This window comes from Vibrio sp. 10N.286.51.E5 (assembly GCF_041469125.1).
GTDB lineage: Bacteria > Pseudomonadota > Gammaproteobacteria > Enterobacterales > Vibrionaceae > Vibrio > Vibrio crassostreae_C.
Map to the genome: position 1 here is coordinate 43,355 of NZ_JBFRJZ010000018.1, position 12,817 is coordinate 56,171.

Here is a 12,817-nt window from a genome sequence, read left to right on the forward strand (position 1 = left end):
TCTAAGCTCTAAGCTCTAAAAGCAAATAGCACACAAATAAAAAGGGAAGCATTCGCTTCCCTTTTTTGTTGTCTTGATTTTCTAGATTACGGTTAGAAGCTATATAGATTTATAGATTTATAGCTTCAGTCATTTTTGTCTAACTCATCAAAGCTAACCAACACGTTTTAGTGGTTGCTTTTCCAGCTTGGATCCACGGCTGCCTGACTGAAGTCTAGAGGGTCACTATTTGGGGTCGCTTGTCTCTCTGTTGATGCTTGCTCGGAATTAGGTTGTTGGCTGTAATCAACATTCGTATCTTGAGCACTCGCCGTTTGAGTATCTAGATGGCTCGCATCTACTTTTAATGCCTCACCTTCTTCATCAGACGCTTCTTTCACTTTCTTAGGGATCGGTATATTGCGCTTGTAGAGCTTATTGAGCGCTTTAATGATTGAATGCTTAGTGATCGCTTCTTGAGTCAGCTTGGTCATGATCGGTTTAGTCAGTGCTTGTAAGCCCACAACCGCATCGACACCTAGCTCACCGCCCACTTTATCTCTCTGCTGCTTAGCTTCTGAGTAGCCAAAATGAGCAGATAGGAATAGCCAGATATAAGCAATTGCATTACCGTGTTCACCATGGTCGATCCACGCTTCACCCGCTCTAAACATTGCCTCTGCACTGTTCTTTTCTGCTGCTGTCTCAAACCAGTACACAGCCTCACCATGGTTCGGCTCTACGCCAACACCATTTAAGTAACTCATACCCAGTTTGATCTTGCCGTCTAGGTTGTTTTTCTCTGCCGCTTTGCGATACCAATCAACAGAGCTTTCTGCAGAGTAGTCTGGATTTTCTTTGTCTAGGCACCAGTCACCCATGAATAGCATCGCTTCGGTATTACCACCAGCGGCAGACTCTTCAATATAGGTGTAGCCTTTGGGGATGTTCTTCACGGTCCCACGTCCATGAATCAGGGCTTTACCCATCTCAAATTTCGCCGACATATCGTTATCTAAGGCAGAGATCGCAAGCTGCCAAAAGTTGGCTTGTTCTCTCAAGATCAGATCTTCTTTGCGCTTCATACTTAAGCGAACAATGCCGTACATGCCGTTGACGTTATCCAAATGCGCCGCTTTATCGTACCAATATAACGCTTCCTTGATATTGTTACGTTCAGCCTCTTTCGCTAAATATAGAATCGACGGGACATGCCCTGTTTCTGCTTTAAAGTGACGCTCTTTTTGCTCTTGTATGCGCGCTTTTTCAATCGCTTTTCGGTAAGCGACAGCACGAGCCTTACGTTCTTGTTCCAAGCGCTGCTTTCTTAGTGATAAAGAGATCAGCCACACGGCGACAAGTATTAACGAAAGAGCCGTCGCACCAATTGCGATTCCCATTGTACTCATAAAATATTTAACCTAACTCGGCAGATACAAGACTCGACGTTGAGAGTGTGTTCTACCCATAGTGAATGTTATGTTTCGAATTACAGGGAAAAGTGCAGTTACTGGCACGTTCCGCCTTAAAATGAACTTAGTTCAGTATCTCAGGATTACATTGCGATAAGAAGCCTAGGAGGTTCAATCCGTATGCAGTCCATAGACGGTGTGATCTTGCTTCAATATAGATAAATTATGAAGGCTGCCTTTCATCAGGAAAGTCCTAAAGCTTGGTGACTAAATTGATGTTTTTCCCATCAACAATTTCGTGCAACTGCCGTACAACTCTCTTACAGGAATAGCTCTATACCTAGGTCAATTGACCGTATATGTAAGCCAACTCGGCAACCGTCTTCGCTGAGAATTTCTTCATCAAGCTTGCTCGGTGTACTTCCACTGTTCTCATGGCAATGCACAATTCATCGGCTATTTTCTGGTTACGCTTACCGTCGATAATTTGTTTGAGGATGTCTATCTCACGCTCGGTTAACGACGCGTACGCTTGGCGATACACATTCATGTGTAAGTGCTTTTCTGAAGCGTCCAAACCTTGCTTGATCGCCTCAGCTAACTCATTGCCTTTAACTGGCTTTTGAAAGAAATTCACCGCGCCGGCTTGTAAGGCTTCAACTGCCATTGGCACATCACCGTGCCCCGTCAGGTAAATCACCGACAGTGGGCTCTGCGCTTTTACCATCAACTCATGAACTTGCTGCCCTCTCATCTCTGGCATTCGGCTGTCTAAAACCACACAACCCGGCGCACTCAAGTCCACTGAGTCTAAAAAACTGGGGCCATCTTCAAAAGCTGACACAGTGAAATCATGCTCTTCTAATAAGAACACCAACGAATCGCGCATCGACTCATCGTCATCAACCACATAGACAGGAAGCCTTTGATGAAGTTCAGACATAACAAGATTCCTTATGAATCATTTGAAAGAGAGAAAGGCAGTGTCACCGCAACATGACATCCATGTGGGGTGAGTGACGTGATCGTCATTTGACCACTGTGATCTTCAATAACATCTTGGCAAATCGCGAGCCCAAGCCCCAAGCCATTTTCTTTGCTGCTCACAAAGGCTTGAGTCACTTCTTGTTCAGTGAAATCTAAGCCCGTTCCGTTATCGATAATCGACAACATTATTTTATCCGGTTGATACTCGGTAATCACTTTAATTGTCGATGGTTCGTTGTTTTTGTTACCAATATCAGACGTAGCGCTTTGTTCGCGATGCATCTGAGCATTACACGCGTCCGTCGCATTGTTGATCAAATTTACAACCACCTGCTGCAATCCGACGGGGTCAACATGTAGCGTGATAGGTTTACCCACGACATAACGTTCAATGGTTATCTTGTGTTTCTGTAATCGAAATTGCAGTAGCTCGATGGTATCTGTAAGAAGAGCTTCTATATCAGTTTGAGATTTATCTGATGAGCGTTTTTTGATCATGTTTCTTAAGCGCTGGATGATCGCATCAGCACGGTCCACTTGCGACTGGATCTTCTCAAATACAGGCTCTATGTCAGTCAGCGGTTTGTTCTTCGAAATCCGCAGTAAACCACCTTCGCTATAATTCCGAATAGCTGCCAAAGGCTGATTAATCTCGTGTGCCAAGCTACTTCCCAGTTCACCAACTACCGCGATTCGTTGTGAGTGCTCTAGCTGTTCACTCTTACTTTTCAGCTTATAAAGCGTCGCTTCTAGTTGCTTTTTGCTGCGACTGAATTTGTATTCTAGCCAGAAGTGGTAAGCATTCAGAGACACGACAAGAATAAAGAACGCCCATGCCCACTGTTGATTGTACTTGAGCCAGATTAACGCTTCTTTCCACCAAGGTTGTTGCAGTGGATGCATGTCGAGTTGTTGATATAGCTTGTCGATCGCCAGCAAGCTTGTCGGTGACGTCCAACCCGATGCATTCGCTGCAATGGCCGGTGCGCTGCTCTTAGGCATCGCAAATAATACCTGACTCATCTGTTTGGCCAGTGCCGAAGAAGCCCGCTCTGTTTTGGCGAACGACCAGTTGGGGTACAACGGCGTAGACACTTGGCATCGGAATCCTTCTGGCGCTTGATTCTCGATAATTCGATATTGCCCCGCCACCAGCAAACCTTCACTGATCATGTTCTCAACTAAACAGCTTGGTACGACAGCCGCTTCAATGTGCCCTTCACGTAGTTGATACAAGCTGGCGTCGATCGGGAAACCTAAAAATTGGGTGTTAGAGAAAAAGTGGTTGGGATTAAGCCCTTGTTGCATCACTTGGTAACGCATAGTGAGGTAACCACCAAAAGCATTTTCAGATACTGCCGCAATCGGCTTACCGCTGAGTTGTTCGAGAGAGATATAAGGCGACATTCTTCTCACCACTAAGGCGGAACCAATGCTGCGTGTATTACTGGTGCCATGAGCTTCAAAGTTATGACTGGTCATGGTTGCCATCCAAGAAAGCGCGTATTGACGTCCTAAACGCACTGCTTGGCCGGGATTGGTGACAACAAAATCGACCGTGACATCTTTCACCGCTTCCGCCATCTCTTCCAAATTAAAAGGCTTGAGAACAAAGTGCTTACCCGGAATGCGCTCCGACAACCAATCCATTGTCGGCTGCCAACGCTGTTGAGCGGAAAGCTTACCTCGAGTCGCCAACACGCCAACCTCTATGATTTGCTCAGACTCAACAGTGCTTGTCGTTGCAATCTCTTGCTCCGATTGAGCGGCTAAACAGATTCCTGCAGTTAGACTCAACCAACAAAGGCTAACGATTGATATTAGGTTTCGGACTGTCACTAAAATCTCTTTCTCCACACTGATGGCATGTTCACACTCGAATAACGCATTGACGACACGTTAAATAGAGCCTTTAAACAAAGCATAACAGCTAGATTGGTAAAACCACATTTGTTCTAGATCAACTTTGATCTGGGTATGTGGAAATCCACAATACCTCGTGAACGGTCAAAAACTGACAATGAGCCTAACAGATCGAATACCCATTTATAGGTACCTCTATGGACTCATTGAAAAGACGGTTTCTCAGCCAATTCGGTAAAGTTTCCGCCGGCGCTGCGCTCATTCCCATTGCCGGAATCAACACCGCAGTCGCCAGCACAGCCATTCGCAATAACAACCAGCCTGACCGCAAGGGCGAAGTAGGTAAACGCTACGCCATGGCGATTGATTTGCGTAAGTGCGTTGGCTGTCAGGCATGCACTGTTGGCTGCAGCGTTGAAAACCAAGCACCAATTGGCCAATTCAGAACCACCGTAAAACAGTATGAAGTCTCCCTTGATGATGGTTCGACTGCTCAACAAGACGTGAAATCTTTCATGTTACCTCGTCTCTGTAATCACTGTGACAACGCTCCCTGCATCAAGGTTTGTCCAGTTCAAGCGACCTTCCAACGCGAAGACGGTATTGTCATGGTCGACAACGAACGCTGCGTAGCCTGTGCTTACTGTGTTCAAGCTTGTCCTTACGATGCTCGTTTCATTAATAACGACACCCTTACCGCAGACAAATGCACCTTCTGTGCACACCGCCTTGAAGACGGCTTACTGCCTGCTTGTTTAGAAACCTGTGTCGGTGGCGCGCGTGTCATTGGCGACCTTAAAGATCCAAACAGCGAGATCAACCGTCTGCTCAATGAAAACCAAGACGACATCAAGGTGCTTAAGCCAGAGCAGAATACCAACCCCCATGTTTTCTATATCGGCATGAACGAGCGATTCGTTAGTCACATTGAAGGCCAACCTGCGATTTATGATCCAGCCGCCATCGATAACTCATCCTCTAGCAAACAAGGAGAGACAGCATGAATATCACTGAGGTGTTAGTTCCCGCTCAAGAGATCGCTTGGCTACCGTGGGCGGTTCAATATTTCTTCTACATTGGTTCGGCTTACGCGGCCGCTATTCTGTTTTTGATTGCACTGATATTCAAGAACTCAACCAGCCACCAATTTCGTTCTGCCCTTGTGCTTGTGATGGCCATCGGCGCGATTGTTGGGCCATTAGCACTTACTGGTGACTTGCATCAACCCGGACGTGCGTGGCACTTCTATGCTCACATCACACCTTGGTCATGGATGTCATTGGGCTCTCTGTTTCTACCTTTGTTTTCTGGTCTGGCTGTTGCGACTGCTTGGGTTTACCTGCGTGATGACATCGCACAGCTCAAAGAGAGTGAAAACCCACTTCTAAAACGTTTGTCTTGGCTGACGCTAGGTAAATGGCAAATATCATCAAAGCTGATGATTGCACTCGCTGCTGTGACGGCTATTTCGGGCCTAAGCATCGCGCTTTATACAGGCGCAGAGATTGCGATTTTGGCGAGCCGACCGCTTTGGCATCAACCGGCTTCTCCACTACTTTGGTTCACGACCGCATTCTTTGCTGCTACAGGTTTAACGCTGTTGATTTGGGCTCTGCTGCCTTCAAGCAAACCAAGCTTAAAACCAACAGACCTAGCTCTGATACAAAGAACCATTACCTTAACTGGTGGCCTTGCCATCATTCTCACGTCGATTTGGGCATCTAACCATGGTCACTTCAGCCTGTATGAGAACGACGCTTGGGGCATCAATTTAGGCATCATGACCACCAGCATTTTGCTGTGCATGATCTTGGTTCTACCACTGCAACGCCTATCGCAAAGTAAGCTAGAAATTATCTGTGTTGCGCTTGCGACCATAGTTTCTGCATGGGCGGTACGTTGGGTCACCATGATGGAAGTTCAAACCATTCCACGTTTCGATGTTGGCCCATTCCCTTATGAACTGCCGATGGGTAGCGCAGGATTACTCGGCATTGTTGGTATGTGTGGTCTTTGGTTAGCACTTGCGTTGTTCGCCTCTGAGATCGTGTCTACTGGTTCTACACGAACAACTGGTTCTGCACCAAAGACAACATCGAAGCCAAACCAAAATACACCTTCACCACTTAACCGCTCACATAGCTTGTAGTCTGAGGAATCATCATGGATAACAAACGTCGTCAATTTTTGAAAACAGGCCTTGCTGCCGGTGGTGTTGGAGCTTTTGCTGCAGGTTATGCGACAACCACAAAACACATGGTTCACGGTGCTCTTGATGGCACCGCGGGTAAGAAAACCAACCACATCCACCACGGTAATTCGTTAGAGACGGAATACAGTGTCGATGAACAAGATAAGATCTCGCCGAATCCAAATCAGCGCGTAGCACCATCAATGTGTTTCGGTTGTTGGACACTGTGTGGCTTGCGTGTACGTATCGATAATCGCAATGACGAAATTTTGCGTATCTCGGGCAATCCCTACCATCCGCTATCAAGTGATCAGCAAATCCCGTTCAAAACACCGGTAAAAGACGCCTACATTGGCTTGTCTGGAGAATCCGGTATCAATAATCGTTCGACAGCCTGCGCCCGTGGTAATGGCATGTTAGAGATTCAAAACAGCCCATACCGAATCACTCAACCGTTAAAACGTGTTGGTAAACGAGGTGAAGGCAAGTGGGAGCCGATCAGCTACGAACAACTTATCTCTGAGATCACCGAGGGTGGTGACTTATTCGGTGAAGGTAAAGTTGAGGGCTTACGATCGATTCGTGACATCGAAACACCACTCGATCCAAACAACCCTGAATACGGACCAAAAGCCAACCAACTGCTTGTGACCAATGCCGGTAATGAAGGCCGTGACGACATCTTGAAGCGCTTTGCATTTAACAGCTACGGCACACGCAACTTCGGTCACCACGGCTCTTACTGTGGTTACGCGTTCCGTGCGGGTTCAGGTGCGATCATGAACGATCTAGACAAGTTCTCGCACTTAAAACCAGATTTCAACAACGCAGAGTTCATTCTTTTCATCGGTATGTCTCCGGCTCAAGCGGGTAACCCGTTCAAGCGTCAAGCAAGACAATTGGCTGAGGCTCGTACTAACGGAAAACTGAGCTACACCATAGTGACGCCTAGCCTTCCTGCAGGTTCTTCAAGCCTTGCGGCAGGCGATCGCAACAACTGGCTACCGATCAAACCGGGCACCGATTCAGCATTAGTTCTGGGCATGATCCAATGGATCATCGACAACCAGCGCTACAATCACGACTTCTTGTCTCGCCCAAGTGCGCAAGCGATGAAGCAAGCAGGCACCACACACTGGTGTAATGCATCTCACCTTGTGATCAGTGACGAGTCGCACCCACAAAATGGGCGTATGCTTCGTGCATCGGATATAGGGTTGCTAGAAACAGGCGAACCGATGTCTGACGATGACGGATTTATTGCACTTGATGTGACAACGTCACTATTAGCATCACATCTTCAGGTGAATGAAGCGGCTCTGTTCGTCGATCAAGACGTAGAAGTTGATGGTCAGACTGTTCGTGTTAAGTCTTCTCTACAAAGATTGAAGGAAGAAGCCTTCAAATATGACCTTGCATACTACAGTGAGCAGTGTGAGATCCCGCAGGACCAAATTATTGCGCTAGCGAAACGCTTTACCAGTTACGGGACGAAAGCAGTCGTGGATACTCACGGTGGCAACATGCACACCAACGGCTTCTACAACTCGTTCTCTATTCTGATGCTGAACGCGCTGATCGGTAACATCAACGCGAAAGGCGGTGCGATGGCGAAAGCGGGTGGCTACCCGACTTCGGTTGCAGGTCCTCGTTACGACTTTACAAAGTTTAAAGGCAAGACCAAGCCACAGGGCGTGTTCTTATCTCGCAGCAAATTCCCATATCACAAGACCAGCGAATACAAACGTCGCGTTGCGGCAGGTGAATCACCTTACCCAACACGCGCGCCTTGGTACCCAATCTCTGCACCGCTGTTAACCGAGCATTTATCAGCGGCGATTGATGGCTACCCTTACCGCGCGAAAGCGTGGATCAACCACATGGCGAATCCACTTTATGGCGTTCCGGGGTTAGACAATCTATTAGGCGAGAAACTTAAGAATCCCAAACAGCTGGGTTTGATCGTCTCTATCGATGCGTTCATCAATGAAACAACAGCACTCTCCGATTACCTTGTGCCAGACACAGTAACCTACGAGAGCTGGGGTATGGCAACACCTTGGCATGGCGTTGCAACTAAGGCGATCACTGCTCGTTGGCCGATTGTTGAACCTAAAACCTCACGCACTCAAAACGGGCGCGCTATTAACTTAGAGAACTTCTTTATTGATCTAGCGAAGACGCTTGGTCTAGGTGGCTTCGGCGACAACGTAATCAAAGACAATCAAGGTAACTGGCACGGTATTCATAGCGCTGAAGACTTCTACCTGCGCTCGGCTGCTAACTTAGCGTTCGTAAAAGGTGGCGTGCCGAATGTCGATGCGGAAGATATTGTTTGGTCTGGTCTAGAACGCCTAGTCCCTGTGATGAACAAAACGCTCAAGCCTGAAGAGATGCTCAAAGTAGCGTATATCTTTGCGCGTGGCGGCCGTTTTGAAGACGCAACCAATGCGTATACCAATGAAACCATGAAGTACAAATGGACCAAACCACTGGCAATCTGGAATGAAAAGCTCGGTACTTCTCGCAACACCATCAGTGGTGAGCAGTACATGGGTTGCCCGACATGGTATCCACAAAAGCTTGCAGACGGCACACCTTTGGCAGAGCAGTTCCCAGCAAAAGAGTGGCCGTTCACCCTAACCAACTTTAAGTCCAACATTCACAGTGCGGTATCGAATTTGTCACCACGCTTGGAATCTATTAAAGGAGTAAACCCTGTTTACATCCACCCGCAAGACGCCTCTTCTGCGGGTATCAAAACAGGTGACGTATTTGCGATTGAAACACCGAGCTCAACCACACACGCGTTGGCGATGGTGATTGATGGCATCAAACAAGGAACATTAGGCTTTGAACATGGATTTGGCCACAAAGAACTCGGTGAACGTGCACACTGGATTGGTGACACACAACAACCGGTGAAAATGAAATCAAACGATGGCGTTAACATCAATGATATTGGCTTGATTGATCCGACGAGAGAAGGAAAAGGCGTGATGTTGGATTGGGTTGTGGGCGCAGCAGCCAGACAAGCGCTTCCGGCTAAGATCTACAAGGTCTAGCTTAAACTCAGCAAGCTATAACTTAATCACTGAGGCAAAACACTTCTTTATCTGATTTGCAGATGTGAACACAACAGGGCAACTTCGTCATTCGAGGTTACCCTGTTTTTTCGTCCCCTTGATCTAGAAAAGCACCCTATTTGGATAAACGTCCAATCTACATAAAGTACCCAATCTACATAAAGCATCCGCTCTAGATAGAGTAATCAACCCAAAACCATTAGGTAATCTTCATTTCACCACAACTTTTTTAGCCCGCATCCATAAAGCAGCTATGCTTATACAATCGGTGCCATAAAAGAGCCTTAACAAGCAGTTATACCGAGGCGAACATGGCAGTTCCCTTGCATTTCATAAACGGCAGTTGGATCAACCTATAGAAGTTCACATCAATACCATTATGGTAACTGAGGTTATTAATGTGAGACTCACCTCAAGTTCCAAGTGAATTAATGTGGAAATCCACAATAGCGCGAACAACCAATTATGTCGAAAATGCGTGCATTACAACCAATAGCGACGCCTCATGACTAAGCTGACAATTAAAACTCAAACTGTAACGCTTTGCATCGCTGCTCTAGGAAGCCTTTCTTTATCCGCTTTTGCACAAGCAGCACCCAATCCAATGCCAGAAGCCGCAGAAACTTGTAGTGGCTGCCATCAAGCCGACGGTAAAGGCATGCCCAACATTGCCCCTATGCTTGCAGGGCTCAATGCTGACTATCTAGAGCATCAACTGGTTCTGTTCTCAAGTGGTGAGCGTCAAAGCGCGATCATGAAGGGAATGGCTGACGGTGTATCTGATCCCGCTGTTCGTCGTGAGGTCGCAGAATACTTTGCATCACTACCTTCATACGAATTTACCGATTTAGAGCAGCGCGGCTCACAGGCTGATATCGATAACCCCTATCGTAAACTTGTATTCCAAGGCGATTGGGATAGAAACATTCCAGCCTGTGCAACCTGTCATGGGCCAAGCGGTATGGGCGTGGACAAATTCCCGCGCCTAGCAAGCCAGCATGCCGACTACATTCAGACTCAGCTCAATGCTTGGAAAAACGGCACTCGTAAGGGTGATGATTTAAACATGATGGGCAATATCGCCGGCAAGTTGACCGACGATGAGATCAAAAACCTCTCTTACTATTTCGCATCTTTCCGATACTAAAGGGCTCGCATGAAAACATTACTTCTAATTACCGCAACCCTTGCCTCTGGAATCGCTTATGCCGAAGGTGAGTTGCCCGATCGCCAAACCGAACTGCCCGCCGTTGAGAAGCCTCAAGATAACAAATATCTGGTGCCACGAGACTTGGTTGATATCCCTGCTGGGGAATTTGGCGACAAAGTAAAACTGGGCTATTCCCTGTTTGTCGATTCACAACAGATGCGTGGTACGTTCGTCGGCAATGAACAAAACTGTGTCAACTGCCACATGCAAGCGGGCATGAAGCCTAACGCTGCCCCTCTTTGGGGTGCGTACATGGCCTACCCTGCGTATCGTTCTAAGAATGACAAGGTAAACAGCTACGCAGAACGTATCCAAGGTTGCTTCACCTACTCAATGAATGGTCTGCCACCGGCTGAGGGTTCAAAAGAGATGGTCGCACTGACGGCGTATTCATACTGGCTGGCGATGGGCGGCATCTTAGACAAGAACGGCATGCAAGATACACCCGTTCCTGAGATTAGCGATGCCGACTTACAAGTCGGTGGTAAAGCGGAAAGCTTCCCTCTCCCTGAAGAGCTGTTAAGCAAATACCCAATCGATGGCCGCAGTAAGTTGGCAGGGCGTGGCTATCCTAAGATTGATAATCCTGAACAAGAGCCCTCGATAGCGCGTGGTGAAAAGGTTTACCAAACCAACTGCCAAACCTGTCATGGTCAAAATGGTGAAGGTATTAAAGGGGCTGACGGACGTTCATACTTTCCACCATTGTGGGGCGAAAACGCGTATAACTGGGGCGCGGGTATGCACCGGGTGAACACCGCTGCCTATTTCATCTATGAAAACATGCCGCTTGGAAAGAGCCAGCAACTTTCGATTCAAGATGCATGGGATGTGGCTACATTTGTGAATAGTCATGAACGCCCACAAGATCCTCGATACAAGGGTGATGTTGCTAGCAATGCTAAGCGCTACCACAATCACCAAGGTTACTATGGCAAAGAAGTTGATGGTCATGTACTAGGTACCAAAGCTTATCCGAGTGGTAAAGAAGTGATTCATGAGCATTAATAGGTATTAGTGAATATGAGCCGTTCACGCCAGCTATAGCTAAGCTTTACATTGTAAATCAGTGATAGCCGGAACAATTAAAAAGGAGCCAGATCGTGTGACGATCTGGCTCCTTTTTTATGTTTGAACGATTAGAGATCCAGCTAACCTTGCTGCATCTTCTCCCAAATCGTCGGAGAGCCAATATAGTCTTGAACCGTAGTGATGAATTCTTTGACTAGTTTGGTTTGCTTACGGTGCGGATAGACAGCGTAGATTGCGGTATCAATCGTAGAGATCGGATAATCCGGCAGTAAAGTGACCAAGCCAAGTTCTTTCATTGAGGCATACAGGTTTGATTGATCAAGGAAGCCATAACCTAGACCATCTTTCACACAAGACACCATAGTACGAACATCACTCACCTTATAGTTGCCACGAATCGTTAGGCTCTGGAAGGTATTACCTCCCGGCTCTTCACTAATGCGCAGATGGTCGACCGTCATATCACCATTGGTATAAATCACCGCAGGTAGAGCGAGTAGATCTTGTGGCGTTTTCGGTTCACCGTGCTGCTTCACAAAATCGTTTGACGCGACCAACATGAAATTACTGTCGGCAATCTTCTTCGCAATCAAATTCGATTCAACAAGCTTACTGAAGCGAAACGCGATATCAAACTGCCCTGCAATGATGTTGGCGATCTTATCGTCTAGTGAAAGTACGATCTGAACATCTGGGTACTTTCTCATGAACTGAGTGATGATAGGTTGCAGATATTGCTGCCCAAAATAGATCGGTGAAGTAATTCGTAGCACGCCTTTTGGCTCTGACTGGTATGAATCTGCAATGCCTTGAATCTGATTGATGGTGTCTTTCAGTACATAGGTTTGTGCGAGAATATCTTCCCCTGCCGACGTCAACGAAAACGAGCGTGTAGAGCGGTTCAGCAGCTGAACACCTAAATCTTGCTCGAGCTTTTTGATCTGTTTAGAGAGTGATGAGTTGTCCATATCATGTAAGGTTGCCGCTTTGGTAAACGACCCTTGTTGAACCACATCTAAGAACAATAACAACTGATTAGTATTTGGCACTGCGCCTC

9 protein-coding genes are annotated in these 12,817 nt (G+C 47.0%); 5 read left to right on the top strand and 4 right to left on the bottom strand.

Annotated features, from left to right (window positions below):
* Window positions 1-167: 167 nt before the first annotated feature.
* From AB4161_RS05965 to AB4161_RS05975, 3 genes are all read right to left on the bottom strand, one after another.
* Complete coding sequence (locus AB4161_RS05965) at window positions 168-1,379, bottom strand: tetratricopeptide repeat protein (protein WP_372083028.1); 1,212 nt, start codon at window positions 1,377-1,379, stop codon at window positions 168-170.
* A gap of 352 nt (window positions 1,380-1,731) precedes the next feature.
* A complete protein-coding gene (locus tag AB4161_RS05970; protein WP_048609831.1) occupies window positions 1,732-2,334 on the bottom strand; it encodes a response regulator transcription factor in 603 nt (200 codons plus the stop codon).
* Between the two features lie 11 nt (window positions 2,335-2,345).
* On the bottom strand, window positions 2,346-4,217 hold the full coding sequence (locus AB4161_RS05975) for a PhnD/SsuA/transferrin family substrate-binding protein (protein WP_372083003.1): 1,872 nt from the start codon (window positions 4,215-4,217) through the stop codon (window positions 2,346-2,348).
* A gap of 221 nt (window positions 4,218-4,438) precedes the next feature.
* On the opposite strand from AB4161_RS05975, the gene dsrO reads away from it, so the two are divergent.
* The 5 genes from dsrO (at window position 4,439) to AB4161_RS06000 (ending at window position 11,736) form a co-directional block, all read left to right on the top strand.
* Window positions 4,439-5,245 carry a sulfate reduction electron transfer complex DsrMKJOP subunit DsrO gene (dsrO, locus tag AB4161_RS05980; protein ID WP_372083004.1) on the top strand — a complete coding sequence of 269 codons (807 nt, stop codon included), beginning with the start codon at window positions 4,439-4,441 and terminating at the stop codon, window positions 5,243-5,245.
* Window positions 5,242-6,390 carry an NrfD/PsrC family molybdoenzyme membrane anchor subunit gene (gene nrfD / locus AB4161_RS05985; RefSeq protein ID WP_372083005.1) on the top strand — a complete coding sequence of 383 codons (1,149 nt, stop codon included), beginning with the start codon at window positions 5,242-5,244 and terminating at the stop codon, window positions 6,388-6,390. The genes dsrO and nrfD overlap by 4 nt, the downstream gene beginning before the upstream one ends.
* Window positions 6,391-6,404: 14 nt before the next feature.
* Entirely contained in the window at window positions 6,405-9,497 is a 3,093-nt protein-coding gene (locus AB4161_RS05990; protein WP_372083006.1) for a tetrathionate reductase subunit A, read from the top strand.
* Between the two features lie 526 nt (window positions 9,498-10,023).
* Window positions 10,024-10,665 (top strand): cytochrome c, encoded by a 642-nt coding sequence (locus AB4161_RS05995; protein WP_372083007.1) that lies wholly within the window; start codon window positions 10,024-10,026, stop codon window positions 10,663-10,665.
* A gap of 9 nt (window positions 10,666-10,674) precedes the next feature.
* On the top strand, window positions 10,675-11,736 hold the full coding sequence (locus tag AB4161_RS06000; protein ID WP_372083008.1) for a c-type cytochrome: 1,062 nt from the start codon (window positions 10,675-10,677) through the stop codon (window positions 11,734-11,736).
* 143 nt (window positions 11,737-11,879) lie between these two features.
* Here the strand turns inward: AB4161_RS06000 and AB4161_RS06005 are convergent, their stop codons facing one another.
* Window positions 11,880-12,809, bottom strand: coding sequence for a LysR family transcriptional regulator (locus tag AB4161_RS06005; RefSeq protein ID WP_017070613.1), 930 nt, complete (start codon window positions 12,807-12,809; stop codon window positions 11,880-11,882).
* Window positions 12,810-12,817 lie beyond the last annotated feature (8 nt).